Source organism: Alteromonas sp. 07-89-2 (genome assembly GCF_013113925.1).
In the GTDB taxonomy this organism is placed as follows: domain Bacteria; phylum Pseudomonadota; class Gammaproteobacteria; order Enterobacterales; family Alteromonadaceae; genus Alteromonas; species Alteromonas macleodii.
On sequence record NZ_VTYM01000011.1, the window covers coordinates 19315 to 34781 of the forward strand.

Annotated in this window: 10 protein-coding genes; 5 read left to right on the forward strand and 5 right to left on the reverse strand. The window is 46.3% G+C overall.

Annotation, left to right across the window (positions count from 1 at the left end; genetic code table 11):
• Positions 1–100: 100 nt before the first annotated feature.
• The 3 genes from F0261_RS09285 to F0261_RS09295 are packed head-to-tail and all read left to right on the forward strand — an operon-like array spanning position 101 to position 3835.
• Positions 101–610 carry a (2Fe-2S)-binding protein gene (locus F0261_RS09285; protein WP_014950302.1) on the forward strand — a complete coding sequence of 170 codons (510 nt, stop codon included), beginning with the start codon at positions 101–103 and terminating at the stop codon, positions 608–610.
• Positions 610–1635, forward strand: coding sequence for a xanthine dehydrogenase family protein subunit M (locus F0261_RS09290; protein ID WP_171337790.1), 1026 nt, complete (start codon positions 610–612; stop codon positions 1633–1635). The genes F0261_RS09285 and F0261_RS09290 overlap by 1 nt, the downstream gene beginning before the upstream one ends.
• Positions 1622–3835 (forward strand): xanthine dehydrogenase family protein molybdopterin-binding subunit, encoded by a 2214-nt coding sequence (locus tag F0261_RS09295; protein WP_171337791.1) that lies wholly within the window; start codon positions 1622–1624, stop codon positions 3833–3835. Before F0261_RS09290 ends, F0261_RS09295 begins: the two co-directional genes overlap by 14 nt.
• 38 nt (positions 3836–3873) lie before the next feature.
• On the opposite strand, the gene F0261_RS09300 is transcribed toward F0261_RS09295, so the two are convergent.
• The 3 genes from F0261_RS09300 to F0261_RS09310 form a co-directional block, all read right to left on the reverse strand.
• The gene (locus F0261_RS09300; protein WP_014979936.1) at positions 3874–4815 is read right to left on the reverse strand and encodes a dienelactone hydrolase family protein; all 942 of its coding nucleotides are present in this window, start codon (positions 4813–4815) and stop codon (positions 3874–3876) included.
• Between the two features lie 123 nt (positions 4816–4938).
• Entirely contained in the window at positions 4939–6735 is a 1797-nt protein-coding gene (locus F0261_RS09305) for a DUF1223 domain-containing protein (protein WP_014979937.1), read from the reverse strand.
• A gap of 10 nt (positions 6736–6745) precedes the next feature.
• Complete coding sequence (locus F0261_RS09310; RefSeq protein ID WP_171337792.1) at positions 6746–8104, reverse strand: radical SAM protein; 1359 nt, start codon at positions 8102–8104, stop codon at positions 6746–6748.
• Between F0261_RS09310 and F0261_RS09315 the strand changes: the two genes are divergently transcribed.
• Together F0261_RS09315 and F0261_RS09320 are read left to right on the forward strand one after the other, a co-directional pair.
• Entirely contained in the window at positions 8103–9146 is a 1044-nt protein-coding gene (locus tag F0261_RS09315; protein ID WP_171337793.1) for a hypothetical protein, read from the forward strand. The genes F0261_RS09310 and F0261_RS09315 overlap by 2 nt on opposite strands.
• Before the next feature lie 113 nt (positions 9147–9259).
• Complete coding sequence (locus tag F0261_RS09320; RefSeq protein ID WP_171337794.1) at positions 9260–9817, forward strand: PepSY domain-containing protein; 558 nt, start codon at positions 9260–9262, stop codon at positions 9815–9817.
• Here the strand turns inward: F0261_RS09320 and F0261_RS09325 are convergent.
• On the reverse strand, positions 9812–11827 hold the full coding sequence (locus tag F0261_RS09325) for a TonB-dependent receptor (RefSeq protein WP_342339969.1): 2016 nt from the start codon (positions 11825–11827) through the stop codon (positions 9812–9814). The genes F0261_RS09320 and F0261_RS09325 overlap by 6 nt on opposite strands.
• A 159-nt stretch (positions 11828–11986) precedes the next feature.
• The gene (locus tag F0261_RS09330) at positions 11987–15241 is read right to left on the reverse strand and encodes a glycosyl hydrolase (RefSeq protein WP_171337795.1); all 3255 of its coding nucleotides are present in this window, start codon (positions 15239–15241) and stop codon (positions 11987–11989) included.
• Between the last annotated feature and the right edge of the window lie 226 nt (positions 15242–15467).

A 15467-nucleotide genomic window follows, 5' to 3' on the forward strand; every position in this document is an offset into this window, starting at 1 on the left:
GAAACCAAATTAACGTACTTGGCGTAACGACATTGTACATCTGGTTTCGCTCATTTCATCGGCGTACCGAAATTGAGCTCATTGGTAGAAGGATACTTCCATGGCAACATTAAATCTCAACGGGAAAGACGTCAGTCTTCCCGATGATCCACGAACGACTTTGTTAGATTTTCTCCACCAGCATTTATCACTTTTTGGCACCAAAAAAGGTTGTGACCACGGTCAATGTGGTGCTTGTACCGTTATCGCTGACGGCAAGCGTATTAATGCATGCTTAGTGTTTGCATTCCAGTTAGAAGGCGCTGAAGTCACAACTATTGAAGGCATCGGTGAAGGTGAAAGTCTTCATCCGCTGCAAAAAGCTTTTATCGAGCGTGACGCGTTTCAGTGTGGCTACTGCACATCCGGTCAAATATGTTCAGGCGTATCCCTGCTTAGGGAAATGAAAAATGAAGACCCTAGCGCAGTTACTTACAGTCAAACTCGCCACAGTAAAGCTTCACTGAAAGAAGATATCAGCGAACGCATGAGCGGTAACCTATGCCGCTGCGGCGCCTACCCTAATATTGTGGATGCTATAACCGATGTCATTGCTTTGGAGAGACAATAATGCAGCCATTCACTCTTCATCATTATAACGGCGAGAAGCCGTTGAGCAGCCTGCCCCTGGACACAACATCACGTTTTTTGGCCGGAGGAACAAACCTAATAGATTTAATGAAACTACAGGTAGAAACGCCTAAAACATTAGTAAGTCTTGCGAAATGGGATAAAGCTAACGCTATCAGCGAAGACGACAATTACTATTATATTGGCGCCATGGTGACGAATTCTGACTTAGCGAAGTTTGCTCACACGCAGCCCTCTCTGTCTTTACTTGCGCAAGCTTTATTAAGCGGTGCAACAGTTCAACTTAGAAATAGGGCAACCACGGCAGGCAATTTGTTACAGCGTACCCGCTGTTATTACTTTTATGACACCACGAAAGCCTGTAATAAACGAGAGCCAGGCACTGGCTGTAGCGCATATGACAGCATGAACAGAATTCATGCCATATTTGGCACTAGCGAGAGCTGTATCGCCACACACCCTTCTGACATGGCCGTAGCCATGATTGCGCTTAACGCACAGGTACATACGCAGCAACCTGATGGCAACACGCGTCAAGTCGCGCTACGAGATTTCTACCGTGAACCTGGCGACACGCCGCACATAGAAACCCAATTAGACGAAGATGAGCTTATCACCCATGTCAGCATAAAGAAAAAAGCAAACGGTACTCAGTACTATCACAAAGTACGCGACCGTTCTTCCTATGCGTTTGCACTCGTTTCTGTTGCGGCTGGTTTGAAAATTGAAGATGGTCGTATTAAAGACCTTTCTCTCGCCTTTGGTGGTGTGGGCACCAAGCCTTGGTATCCGCAAAAAGCAATCAGTGTTCTTGAAGGCGCGGAACCAACCCAAGAAGTCATATTGCAAGCCGCGGAAGCTGAGTTATCCGAAGCAAAAACGTTTGGCAGTAATGACTTTAAACCAGAACTATTGCGCAGGACGTTAACAAAAGTGCTTTTAGAGTTAGCAGAACATCAGGTAAAGCACCCAGCACATGAAGGAGCTTTATATGACAACGCATAATGCCAAAACTGTAGGGACGCCAGTTAATCGAGTTGATGGTTCAGCAAAGGTGTCAGGTCAAGCAAAGTACGCTGCGGAGCATATGAGCGATCGCACTCCTTTGATAGGCTGGGTTGTATCAAGTGATACTGCCGTAGGTAAAATCACATTCCTTAATACAGAGCAAGCGGAACAGGCCGAAGGCGTACATGCAGTTATCACGTATAAAAATGCAGGGACTCTTAAGCCATTTAGCAAGCCTGCGGATGAAAGTCGGTTTACTCAAAGTCGCGCCGTACTTAACGAACCTCACATTCGTCATTTCGGTGCGCCGGTCGCTCTAGTTATTGCTGATACGTTGGAGCAAGCACGCTATGCCGCAAGTCTAGTAAGCTTCACCATAGACGGTGCAATACCAGATTTGCTAACAGAATTCGATGATGCAACGCAAAAGCCTGCGTCGCTAGATGGTGGGTTTGAGGCAGATGCGTCTAGTGGTGATAAACCGAAGCAAAGTGATATTCAAGCAAGCATTAACGAAACTTATACTACACCAAGCCAAATCTCTGCTGCTATGGAGCCTCACGCCACGGTTGCCGACTTTAAAGATGGAAAGCTTGAAGTCTATTGTAGCGTTCAGATTATAGCGACGGCTGTTGAGGCGCTTGCGATTACGCTTGAAATGGATGCAGCAGACATCGTAGTGCAGAGCCCCTTTGTAGGTGGCGGGTTTGGCTCTAAGCTAGGTCTTCATTACGATGCAACGCTCGCTTGTATAGGGGCTAGGTATTTAGAGCGGGCTGTAAAAGTGGTGTTAAGCAGGCGACAGGTCTTTTATAACACCCCTCATCGAGGGCACAGCATACAGAAAATTAGCCTTGCTTCTGGTGATGATCATGCACTGTTAAGCGTACAACACAAAAGCGCTATGCCAAAGGCTAAAGGCTATGAGTTTGCCGAAGCAACAGGGGCTGGCGCACGGGTTACCTATAAATCTCAGTTCATTGAAAGTACGCATAGGGTCAAAGACGTAGACCTGCCGCTTATCGACTCTACCCGTTCTCCCGGAGATGCCATTGGTTCCCTTGCTTTTGAATCGGCTATTGATGAACTTGCTCACGAAGCAGGTGTCGACCCGCTTACGTTTCGCATAAAAAACCTGCCCGTAGTTCACCCTATGAAAGGCACGCGGTTTACCACCCACAACTTAGGTGAGTGCCTTCGTCAAGGCGGGCAAAACTTCAAGTGGCAGCATAAAACACAGCCCACACCGGGTAAACAAATCGGCCATGGCGTAGCCAGTGCTATGCGTATGAATGTGCTGGTAGAAAGTTCAGCTGAAGTGGAATTGAGTGCTACCGGTGAGGTAACGGTTCGCACTGATATGACAGATATTGGTACAGGCACCTACACAATTCTCACACAAATTGCCGCCGATACTTTAAATACGTCGGTAGACAATGTCACAGTAAAACTTGGTGATAGCCGCTACCCTGCTTCATGTGGTTCAGGTGGCTCATTTGGCGCAGCGAGCTCTGGTTCGGCGGTTAAAAAAGCCTGTGAAGCGCTTATTGCGAATATTAAAAGCTCACTTCCCCCAGCCCTTAGCCAAGCTGAAGTACAAATTTTAGATGGGCAAATAAAGTTAGTCTCGATTGCACAAGGTGATGATGATGATGTAAGTAGTCCGGTATTACTCGCCAACTTTATGTCCGACAGCGACTTCCCCATATCAGCAACCGGTAACGTATCCGAAGATGACACCAGCGATGACGAGCAGTATTCATGTGGCGCTCATTTCGCGGAAGTTGAGGTAGATGAATACACGGGTGAAGTTAGGCTACTTCGCCAATACGGTATGTTCAGCGCGGGGCAAATCTTGAATTTGAAAACAGCCGCATCTCAAATAAAAGGGGGAATGGTATGGGGCGCTGGCTACGCACTTACTGAAGGGATCCATCACCATAAAGACACGGCAAGCTTTGTAAATCCAGATTTTGGTGAATATCATGTGGCAGTCAATCGGGACATTGCCGAAGTTAGCCTGGATTTCTTACAAGAGGCAGATTATGCGGCATCGCCAGTGGGTGCAAAAGGTATTGGTGAACTAGGCATTACTGGAGCAGGCGCCGCCATCGCTAACGCAATTTATGATGCATGCAAAGTGAGAGTACGAGACTTCCCCATTACCATGGATAAAATAATCGCAGGTAAAAACTAAGCAAAAAAAGCGGCCTAACAAGGCCGCTTAACATTTTACTATTTCAAATGGCTATCAAAAAAGTCTACCGTTCGACGCCACGCTAATTCAGCATCTGTGGGACTATAACGACTTGTTGAATCGTTGTGAAAGCCATGCTGTGCTTTAGCGTAAGTAAAGGCCTCGTACTCAGCAGCATTTTTTTCTAATACTACTTTGTATTCCTCCCATGTCGCATTCACTCGCTTCTCGTTTTCAGCAAAGTGAATCAATAAGGGGCCTTTTACTTGATCGACTAAGGGCTGTTTCGCTGGGGTCCCGTAGAAAGGAACAGCAGCGTCCACCTTGTCAGGTATGCTGGCTGCTAGAAAATTAGCAATATACCCACCAAAGCAAAAACCTACTACACCAAGCTTGCCTGTGGTTTTTTCGTGCTCTTTTAACCACAGTGCTGCCGCTACCATATCTTGTTCTATCTTGTCCTTATCAAGGCTCTTTTGCATAGCACGGCCATCGTCATCATTTCCCGGGTAGCCACCTAACGGAAACAGCGCATCAGGTGCAAACGCTACATAGCCTTGCATGGCGAGCCTTCTGGCTACGTCTTTTATATAAGGGTTTAACCCGCGATTTTCGTGAACCACTAAAACGCAAGGCGCAACGCCAGACTCCGGTAGACTAGTAGGCTGCACTAAATAACCGCCGCCTTCACCATGGCCTTTGGGCGAAGAAAAAACTTCGTAAGTTGCTTTAATAGCGGGGTCGTTAAACGAAACCTGTTCTGCTTTGGCATAGTCAGGGATCAGTGCGCCACCAATAGCGCTCACGGACAAACCTGCAACTGAAAGCGAAGCAAGCCTGGTTAAAAACGTTCGACGGTCTATGTCCCCGTGGGCGTATTCATCGTACCAATCAAACGCCTCTTGAGGGATATTAGGTTCTTTTTGTTGCGATACTTCTTGCGATAATTTTTGCGGTTTTGGGGTGTTGTTTCGCTTCATCTGTTTTAATTCCAATGTGGTAGCACAAACCCCGTGCTCCGAAAATTGTCGATAACATCTACTCTACGTGGGATAACTAAGAAAGCAAAGCGCAACTCATTTCCAAAGCAATAACTCTCTACGTCACATAGACTCAGTACCTTGTAACCACCAAGACGCAGCAACTTGAAGTGGCGAGGGATCGTTGGTATCAGAGACCCAAACAACGAGGGCGTGTTTTTTGGCTTTTATATGAGTATTACTGGGTAAAGGCAGACTAGCCACATATTGCTGAGCATGAGCATTGTCGCCATTGCTACTCAATAACGCGTTTTCATAATCGACTACTATAAAGTCGTGAGTGAGTTTACGCCCAGCGTTTTCTCCCCGCTTGACTGAGGTTTCTATGCCAAAGCCAAGTAACGCAGCGTGAACAACTAGCGTGTTCGATGTACTTCTGTTGATATTGTTGAAGGACACATCAACGATGTTGTTTTGAACCGAAGCATGAAGCGCACCAGACAAAGGGGCGACTCGGTTAGGTAACGACTGCCCCCGAAACCATCCATTCCAAGCACGACCGTTTAAAGCAAAACCTGGCGTGGCAATGGTGTTTGCTTTGCCTACACGCTTGTAGTCTCGCTGCCGTTTACTAAAAGTACTGTCAGCAAATGGATCCTTCCAGCCTAGATAATCCCAGTAGTCCACGTGAAAGTTAATGGGAACCAGTTCTGTCCATAATTTATCGCTCTCGACAAAACGTGAAATCCATTTTTCCGCAGGCGGACAGCTGCTGCAACCTTGGGATGTATAAAGTTCCAAGACGGTTGTTTGATTAGGCGTACTGGTAAGTATAAAAGGCGTGTTTGTTGATTCGTTAATTAATACGTCTGTCGCTACATCTGTTGCTAGCAGCGGCGTAGATGACAGCGTAGTTAATAGCGCTGATTCTGACGCTAGTGTATGTGCTAAACCTGACGCTTTGCTTTCGTTAGAGTGCAGAGTAAGGGCAGCTTTAACTATAGGGTTCTTTGCGGATTGGCTTGAAGCATTATCCACGTCGCTATTTGTAGATATTGAAACCTTCCCTTGTTCCGGTTGTGCATTAATACGCCAGTCATAATCAATGAACCGCAGTTTATAATTCTTAGGAATAGGTTCGACTAGATACTGGTTAATGTATTGAGGTAAGTCCTTTGCTTTTCCTGAAGCGACAAAGTCTTCAGTATAAAAATCGAGGATTTCCGAAACGTACACGCGCTTGTGTTTGTCATCAAAGTAAAAGTGTTTCTTACTCTCAAAGAACTCACGGGAGGCTTGTTCAAGTGTGTCGTCTAAGGTTTCTGCATAAAACGGCGTTTGTGGTAGCCTTGGGCAATCTTTTACCATGCAGTTAAGCGCAAAGTGGGCTCTGGGCTCGTTAAGCGGTCTAATTATATCGTTTTCAAAATCATATAAATTTGTGACTTTACCGCCAATCACCACATCGCGAAACTTGAAAAAAGCTGCTCGTGAAAAGAAACTGGTAAAGCCATCGGGAATACCTTTTTCAATGACACCGTACATGGCTAACGCATTATAGCTATTGATGTAATAGGCCATTACGGATTGTGGTGAGTCAAACAATCCAGGCGTCATTTCAGGGCTAGCAAAACTAATAAAATTAATGACGTTTTCAAGGGGCGCTATATCTTTAGATAACCCTTTGAAATCGGTTCGTCCCTGATCATCTACATAGTGTTGGAGTACATATTCCCAGTCTTGCGATGCCTTTCGATAGGCTTGCTTAAGCTCTTTTATCGCTGCGGTTTCAACACTGTAGTCAATTCTCCGCTTATCAGATGCCTGGCTACTGTTAGCAGCTGGTAAAATATACAACAGCAGCATGGACAAGATAATGGCTAACACACTCCCAAATTGAGGAAATCGGCGAGGCTTCATGATCTTCTCCTTACACGCTTTTGGCTGGATGGTGACGCTTGCCATTTGTACTAAGCGCATTTGCTGACAGCGAACTAGGTGTTGCTGTATCTGGGATTTCGCGAATGGGTATTACATTATTTTGTTTGTAGCGTTCTCCAAGTGGCTGGTACTGCTTTTTCTGCCCATGGCGGTCGGTATATGTCAGAGGTTTCAATATATGTTCATCGCGCTCGGCGTTGTGCTTGCACATAGAGATAGGACCATCTGCGGTCATAACCATGAATGAACACGCATCAATTCTGTCTTGCTGAAGGGCGTTGGCATCCATAAAGTTCTGAACAAAAAACGACAATTTGTGCACACGTCCTTTGCTTTTGAAAAGGCTGCTACGCATTTCAAACAGTTTCAATGAGGTCGCTTTAGCCAGTGTCCAAATCCACTTTGGCCTAGCAAGCAGTGCTTTACTGTAATCCCATAAAATCTTTGCCATGCCGTGCTGTCGAGTTGTTTGTATGTGCTTAAAATCCTCAATGAACTGCGCAAATAAGTGTGCATCATCAACGACGGAATAAACCTGTTTATTAGCCACTAACGTTGGCATGTAGCTATGACAGTCGTTATGCCCAATACGTACTTTTTCCCACGGCAGCGCTTTGCTAATTGTTTTTTCTATAGCGGCTTTCACCGTTATGGGGTCAATTACATCAGCTATTGCTCCCCATTCCCCTCGGCCCGTTTCTGCCTGTAGCTGAAACGAGGCGAAACTAACGGCGTCTGCATGCTGCACAAAAAAATCCACCAGCACGGGAAGCGCTTTGAAATTGTCGGTGTGCACGGTGGTGTTAAAAATAATCATAAGCCCCGAGCCTTTGGCCCGCTCTATGTATTCTTCGCGGATAGCATTTAGCGATGCTTCATCAGGGAAACCTTTACGTTCTTGGGTGGTATCAACGTGAAAAGCGACATCGTTTAAGCCAACTTTAGCTAAAGATGCAAGCAGGTCACGGGAGGCAGTAATACCGTTGGTAAACAGTGCAGTGTGTAAGCCGAGCTTATTGGCATATTCGACAATTTCAATTAGCTCGCTGCGCTTTCTTAACGTAGGGTCACCACCGGTTATTTGTATACTGGTACCAGGACCATAGTGACGAAGGACATTGTCTAATCGCTTATATACTTCTTGAATGGGAATGTCGCGAACCGCTTGCGAATGCTCAGATAAATAGCATAAGGTGCAGTCAAGATTACACTTTTGCGTGATTTCAACAGCAACACAACCTATGGTGTGCGTGCGGCCCAGCAACTGATTTGGGGTGAAATGTTCACCCATGCGTTTTTGGGTATGAAGAAGTTGTTGATTTCTAGTGATACCAGGGGAGCACGCCATGTCAATGCGCCTTTTTCGAACTACACAGTATCAACAAAGACCTATTACACATAAAAATACTTTCACGGCGTGCCGTTTTTTTGCACTAGTTTTATCGTCATGCAACGCACTCGCTTCTTCTGATACAACTGAAAACCAATCGCTATTCACAACAACGTCGACTTCGTTCGAAGAAGTAAAAAGCCGTGTTTTTTCAGATCCCTATTCGGCGCTACCGCAATATGAAGTGTCGCGGAAACACTTCGATGCTGACGGTGAAAACCTGCTGCTAAGTCACGCTAAAAGAACCCTTTCTTCCAACGCAAATTTTATAGAATTAGGTACCAAGCATAAGCTACTTCAAGCTAATGGTATTTGCTTCGCTGGCACATGGAAAATTAATCACAGCAGCCCTTACTCCGGGCTTTTTCAAGCACGCACAAACGTGCCGGTTATCGTAAGAGCGTCAGTCAGCTTAAGCGGTACAAAGCAGCGAGATAAGCGTGCTTTTGGTATGGCAATCAAGCTTTTCCCCAATACCCAAAGTACGGTTACTGAAAACATATTTTTAATGCACTCGCTGGGTGGCACTAAAACCCAGCACGTGGCCAACTTACCTATGACCAACGAGCCCGCTCTGGGCGAATTGCCGCCTTTTAGTCAATTGCTCACCGCTTATCGCTTGGAAAGCGAGCTTGAAGAAGCTGATAAGGGGTTTAGCGGTGAAAAAGCGAATGCGCGTTTTAGACCTGTTTCGCATTTGGCAGAAGTAGTGCTTCCCAACAACGATAAAGCGAAGAATGTTACGCAAGGCCCTTACTGGCTAAAAGCGTCGTTGAAACCTGATACTCCGCTTGTGAATAAAGATGACTTTAGGGATGAGTTGTCGTTGCAGCATTATCCAAATAAGACGCTATCTTGGGTTTTATCTGCTGCCAATTTTAACGATGCAGGGGTAGATAAAGCCCAATGGCAAGAGATAGGTGAAATGACATTGACTGAATCAGTGGCCTCCCTTACCTGCGACACGAAACTTCACTTTAATCACCCTGCAATCAAATGACGCTAAGCAATTCCGTTTAAACGGGTAAACCTCGCGTTAGAGGGTTTTTACTGCCTATTGAGATTACCGTATAGTAAGCAATGTTTTCATTGTTTTAGTATTAGTGTTGTTTCATGTCCGGTTCCTTTCGCAAGAACAGTCGCAAATACAGCCGCAGTATTCACTTGTGGCTGTCGCTGGTTATTTTTATTCCTGTGATCATTGTTATTGCGAGCGGTTTATTATTGCAGGTTAAAAAAGAATTCGACTGGATCCAACCACCAACACAAAAAGTGCAGAGTACCCAAACCAACGGGCCTACGATTTCCTTCGACGAAGTGCTACACGCTGTAAAACAAGTGCCTGAGGTTAGTTTAAACAGCTGGGACGATATAGACCGATTAGACGTGCGCCCCACAAAAGGCATCATTAAAGTGCGAGGGAAGAACCATTGGGAAGTTCAACTGAATGCACAAAATGGTGATGTACTTCAGGTTGCGTACCGACGCACAGACACCATTGAAGCTATTCATGACGGTAGCTGGTTCTTTGAGGGCGCTAAGCTATGGCTGTTTTTGCCCGCTGCCCTATTGCTTTTTGTGCTGTGGGTAACTGGCCTTGTCATGCTGTACACCACCATGAAAAGTAAATATCGAAAGAACAAATTTCGTCAGCCCTTAAACAACTCATAACAGATAAGTTATCGCCAGTTGAACACTTTCGCCCTGCGCAAATGCCGCTTTGTCATCAGCACTGGTGTAATACTGTTGATTGGTTAAGTTGCGCCAGCTAGCTTGAAGCTGAACCCGCTCGTTTATCTGCCAATCAGCGCCCATGTCCAGCGTAAATACCTCATCAAGAGCTCGCTCTCCGTCAGTAATATCCGTCTTACTTGCACGATAGGCAAATACCGTAAAAAATCGAACAGCTTGCCATTGAACGCCTAAATCAAGCCTCTGACTGTTTGCAGGTATATCTGCGATGCTATTACCCAAATCGTCTTCACCGCTAATCCACATTCCGCTAAGTCGAGCGTCTAATGCGTCATTGTGCGATTGCCAACTAAGTTGATAGCTCACCCCCTCTATCGTTGCACTGTCTAAATTAGAATATTGAAGCACATCTTCAGCAACCAAAATGCGTTCAATATAGTTATCAATTTTCTGATTAAACACCTCTATCGAGCCTTGCAGTTGCTCACTGCTGTAAGCGACACTGGCTTGCATATTTAACGCTTGCTCTGTTTCAAGTTTGAGGCTGCCCAACACAGTACCGCGAGGCGTTTCGCCAGCGAAGAAACGTTCAGTTAAGGAAGGATTTCGAAACGCGCTAGACACATACATACCGGCCGCCCAATGCTGAGAAAGCTGATAATTTGCGCCTAAATACCCGCTTAGATTAGTGTTAGTCTGAGCAGTGCTAGATTGGAATGTATTGGCACCTGAATCATCAGACTGGCGCTGCCAGTCAGCCCGTGCGCCAAGGGCGAGCGACAAGCTTTGCCACTGACGTGAGGCATCAGCAACCGCTGCGGTAGTAATCTCGCTTGCATCGAGAGTACGCACTTCATAGGCAAGCTCTGCTTCAAATGCGTTTGTTATAAAACTGGGCGATGTGGTGTCAGATGAAGCGCTTTCCGCTGGTGTTAATGTGAATTCTCTCTCATCTGCCACTACGCCGTCTCGACCAGTAACTTGTAGCTGCCAGTTCAAATCCCAGTCTTTCAGCTGGGTATCTGTGCTTATGTTAAACCCATAGTCAAACGCCTTGTTTTCGCTGTCGTTGATGCGGCTTTCTGGTCGCAACACCGAGGTGTCTAGGCTAGATTTATGCCACCAGACATTTCCAGTAAATAAATGACTTTCAAACGCTATTTTGCCAAGCCAGTGCGTGTTGTCTGGGTAGGTGGTTATTCTACTTTCTGGGAAGTCACTGCTCGACTTACCAATGTCGTTATTATCAGAATAAAGCGTCCACGCCTCTTTTATGACGCTATCTACCGGCCTGTGTCTAACAAATAGCCCTGATTGTTCGAATTGATCAAACAGCGAGCCCCCGGTCGCATCTTCTCCATTGTCGGCGCTTCTGTATGAAATGTTCCAGTCTGTCTCGCTCTCTTCAGTTAGGCTGTTGCTATTGTCTGCACGGCGTGTGCTGCCAGCATAGCTCAGCGCCTTCATTTGTTGATTGCTGCTGTAGCCAACGCGTAGGTGAGGCTTTTGAATTTCCCCAAAATGCAAGTTCACCGCGCCACCTATCGCTCCCGAGCCTAGGTAAGTGGAAGCGGCGCCCGGTAATACAGATACTGTTGAAATAAAGTCAGGTGGAATAAAGCCTATGCTAGACCCTGCACGCCTGTCGCTCACAATCGGTACGCCGTCTAGCAGGGTTTGAATTCGCCACCGCGAATACCCTCGGATACTGATGCTTTGTATTTGCCCACCCTGCCCATTTAACGACACAGAAGGAGATTGAAGTAAGACATCATTGGTATGTAACGGCGCTACTAGGCCACTTTTATCAAACTCATATTGCGGAAAAATGCGCGAAAGCGTCTCGTCGTAATAGGGTCGTGCAGCCGTTACTGTGTAGCGCTCTACCTCCTTGAGTGGTGAACCTTGGGCAACGCTAAAAGATGATGTAAGCAGTAAAGGTAGTGCTGCAATAGATACCGATAAACCAGACGAGGATTTAGAAGACACTGAAAAACTTGAATCTAGCAAAAAAGAAAACAATGATGATCTCACTACGCGATACTTACCTGTGAAAATAAGTGTGCACCGAAAAAGTTGGCGAAGAAAATGAAAAACGCGGCAGTAAAACTACCGCCGCGTACTTAGCAAGATGATGCTCAATTACCGCTATTTAGCGATTACAGGAAGACCCGTAGTCCACGGTCCACCAGCATCAACCACCGCTTGTTGAAGTGATGGTACAGCACGCTGCTGCAATGTACCGATTCGCTTCACTACATCATCTAGACCATCGTTGGCGTAACCGAGCTGGTCTTTATGCTGCTGTGTTGGTCCGTAAGAAGACCCTAGTGCAGAACGGGCATAGCCCAATCGGCTCAACACATTTGCAGGCTTAATACCCATCTTATCGCGAGATGAAAGGCCAAACAGAACTTTGTTTACCCCGTTAATTTCATCTTGAATAGCAGCGTATTGCGCTTCAAGACTTTTCACATCACTTGGCGTGCGATCAATCGCGGTACGCAAAAGGTCCATGGTTTCTTTTAATTGCTTCAGTACAGTCGTCGATGATAATGCACGTTTTTGCGCATCGTTCACCGCATTACCATATGCTTCAATTTCAGCGTGCGTAGCACCTTTCAGCGCGCCGTCATAGATAGATTCCAATACAAACGACACTGGCTCAGAAAGCGCTGTTACTGTGGCACCTTCTCGCTTAAATAACGTCGCGGTATAGCTTCCTGGTAGCGCCATGAGTCCATTGTTCTTGCTGTCTTTGTCGGTAAGCGGAATAGTGAGTGAATATTTCATATCCCAAGTAATACGGTGTAAGCCTTTCTTTGTGTTACCTTCTACACGCTTCACTAAGTCACCATCACTGTCGCGTACTTCGACATACACAGCGGGGGCAGCTTCTTGGTTTTCAGCTTCAACCGCTTCCCAGCTTGGATACTTAGGGTACTTTTTGTCTTCTATAAGTTTCTTCTCTGCTTCTTGGCGCTTTTCTTTTGTCGTTAGCAAACTGTCTTTCAAGTAGTAGGTGAAAGTTGCACCGTGCTCGGGATTCTCGGCAACAAAGCGATCGTCACCATCAGAGTCTGTGTGATTATCATCTAACTGGAACCACTTAACCGGTCGACTTGGCGCAAACAAGATGGCGTCTTTTTGCATCGACTTCTCGGTTAATGAACGCAGCGGCGCATAATCATCAAGTATGTAGATACCGCGACCAAACGTACCTGCGACTAAGTCATTCTCGCGACGTTGAATTTTCACATCGCGGGTTGAGATGGTCGGCATACCACCGTCTAACTCAACCCAGTCTTTACCGCCATCTACCGAGAAAAACACACCGAATTCAGTACCGATAAACAATAAGTCCTTATTTACGTGGTCTTGTACAATACGCCACACTAAGTGTTTTTCAGGTAAATCATCAGCTAATGAAGTCCAGCTTTTCCCTAAGTTAGTCGACTTAATTAAGTAAGGCTTGTAATCACCATATTTATGATTATCAAGTGCAACGTACACCGTATTGGGATCAAACAAGTCAGCGCGAATATCATTCACGTACGAATTGGCTGGAATCCCCTTAATGTCATCTAGCTCAATCTTTTTCCAAGATTTACCACCATTAGTGGTCACTTGGATAATACCGTCGTCGGTACCTGCCCACAGAATATTTTCATCTACCGGGCTCTCAGCAAAGTTGGCAATAGTATGGAACTCTGTCATGGCATACAGGTCCCAGCCGGCTTCTACTGACCACGTGCGCCCCATAAGTGGCGAATGCATGCGATTGCCGTTTTTAGTGAGATCGCCCGACACTGCAGTCCAGCTGTCACCGCGATCATCACTTCGCCAAACCCGCTGTGAGGCGAAATAGATACGCGCAGGATCATGAGCAGACACATTAATCGGCGCATCCCAGTTAAACCTCTCTGCAGGGTCGCCTGGTAGTGGCTGAGGCTTAACATACACCCCTTCTCGGGTAGTCGTATCGACACGCACTAAATTTCCTTGCTGCCACTGCGAATACATAATGTCAGGGTTACCAGGCTCTACCGCTGGGCCGTGCCCATCACCGCCCAAGGTTAAGAACCAATCTTTGTTCTTTATCCCCTCTTCACGCATAGTGCGCGAAGGACCGCCTTGGGTGGAATTATCCTGTGCGCCAGCGTAGATCTTATAAAATGGTTTAGAGTCATCTGGCGCTACTTTATAGAACTGGGTTAATGGAAGGTTCGCCATAAAGCGCCAATTCGCCATTCTGTCGTGAGACATATAAATACCACCATCGGATCCCATCAATACGAAATCTGGATCGGTAGGATGGAACGCCATGGCGTGGTCGTCTACGTGCTTGCGTTTAGTGTTGATGGGCGTCCACGTTTTGCCGCCGTCATCCGACACTTTGCTGTAGTTACTGGCAATATAAACACGGTCAAATTGATGTTGGTCAGCGAATATTTCCTGATAGTAGTGAGGACCTGTGCCACCGCCTACTTCATCTGACATTTTAGTCCAGCTAGCACCTTGGTCGGCTGAACGGTAGAAGCCACCACCGCGATTATCGGTTTCAATGGTGGCATAAATCACATCTGGGTTCATGGGTGATATAGCCATACCTATTTTACCCATGTTGCCTTGTGGTAAACCTGTTTTAAGTTCAGTCCAGGTTTCGCCTCCGTCGCTGGAAGTATGGATACCTGCGCCTTCGTTCGTTCCCACATAGGCGCCAATTGAACGCTGACGCGCCCACGTTGCAGCATAAAGTTTGTCTGGGTTACGCGGGTCAATAAGTAGTGATGTTACCCCGGTCCATTCGTCAGCTGGCTTAAGCACTTGCTTCCACGTTTCACCGCCATCGATCGTCTTATAAAGCCCACGCTCGCCGCCGCCACTCCACAATGGCCCTTGGGCAGATACCCATACAATATCTGGATTTGTAGGGTGAATAATAATGTCAGAAACGTGCTCTGACTTCTTCAGACCCATATTCTTCCAGGTTTGACCGCCATCTAGCGATTTATATACACCGTCGCCAAAGCTGATGTGACGGCCACCATTATTTTCGCCCGTTCCCACCCAAATAATATTTGAGTTGCTTGGCGCAATGGTCACGTCACCAATGGAGTAAACTGGCTGGTCGTCGAAAATTGGCGTCCAGGTCGTACCCGCGTTGGTAGTTTTCCACACGCCACCCGAGCCCACCGCGGTGTACCATGTTGAGGGATTGTTCTGATCGACTGCGATATCAGCGATACGCCCAGACATGTACGCAGGCCCAATATTTCTCAGCTCCATGGCTTTGAATGTTGAACTGCTGAAGACTTCATTCTTGTCGTTTTTGCCTGCAAAGGCGGGGGTGCACGCAAGTGCAACTGATACAGCAACTGCCGCTTTAAGAAGCTTTTTCATTATTGTTATCCAGTGTGTTTGATAGGGCTCAAAACCCTTTTTTAATTTGTAGTACTATCACTCTATAGCATTACTAATAAATGCTTAAAGTTACAATGTAACATACGACCAACTGCCCATTTCAAAAGTTGAAAATATTGTGCACCGACTTAACATTACTTAATATCTTGATGGTCATTAGCCAGTGCATTTTTTCAAAAAGTAGTTTAGCCCTACCGACTCAATC

What these genes read in the sequence shown, in the direction of transcription:
- F0261_RS09310 (WP_171337792.1), bottom strand. Translation starts at nt 8,104, where the DNA reads ATGGCGTGCTCCCCTGGTATCACTAGAAATCAACAACTTCTTCATACC.
- F0261_RS09330 (WP_171337795.1), bottom strand. Translation starts at nt 15,241, where the DNA reads ATGAAAAAGCTTCTTAAAGCGGCAGTTGCTGTATCAGTTGCACTTGCG.
- F0261_RS09295 (WP_171337791.1), top strand. Translation starts at nt 1,622, where the DNA reads ATGACAACGCATAATGCCAAAACTGTAGGGACGCCAGTTAATCGAGTT.
- F0261_RS09315 (WP_171337793.1), top strand. Translation starts at nt 8,103, where the DNA reads ATGTCAATGCGCCTTTTTCGAACTACACAGTATCAACAAAGACCTATT.
- F0261_RS09290 (WP_171337790.1), top strand. Translation starts at nt 610, where the DNA reads ATGCAGCCATTCACTCTTCATCATTATAACGGCGAGAAGCCGTTGAGC.
- F0261_RS09320 (WP_171337794.1), top strand. Translation starts at nt 9,260, where the DNA reads ATGTCCGGTTCCTTTCGCAAGAACAGTCGCAAATACAGCCGCAGTATT.
- F0261_RS09300 (WP_014979936.1), bottom strand. Translation starts at nt 4,815, where the DNA reads ATGAAGCGAAACAACACCCCAAAACCGCAAAAATTATCGCAAGAAGTA.
- F0261_RS09285 (WP_014950302.1), top strand. Translation starts at nt 101, where the DNA reads ATGGCAACATTAAATCTCAACGGGAAAGACGTCAGTCTTCCCGATGAT.
- F0261_RS09305 (WP_014979937.1), bottom strand. Translation starts at nt 6,735, where the DNA reads ATGAAGCCTCGCCGATTTCCTCAATTTGGGAGTGTGTTAGCCATTATC.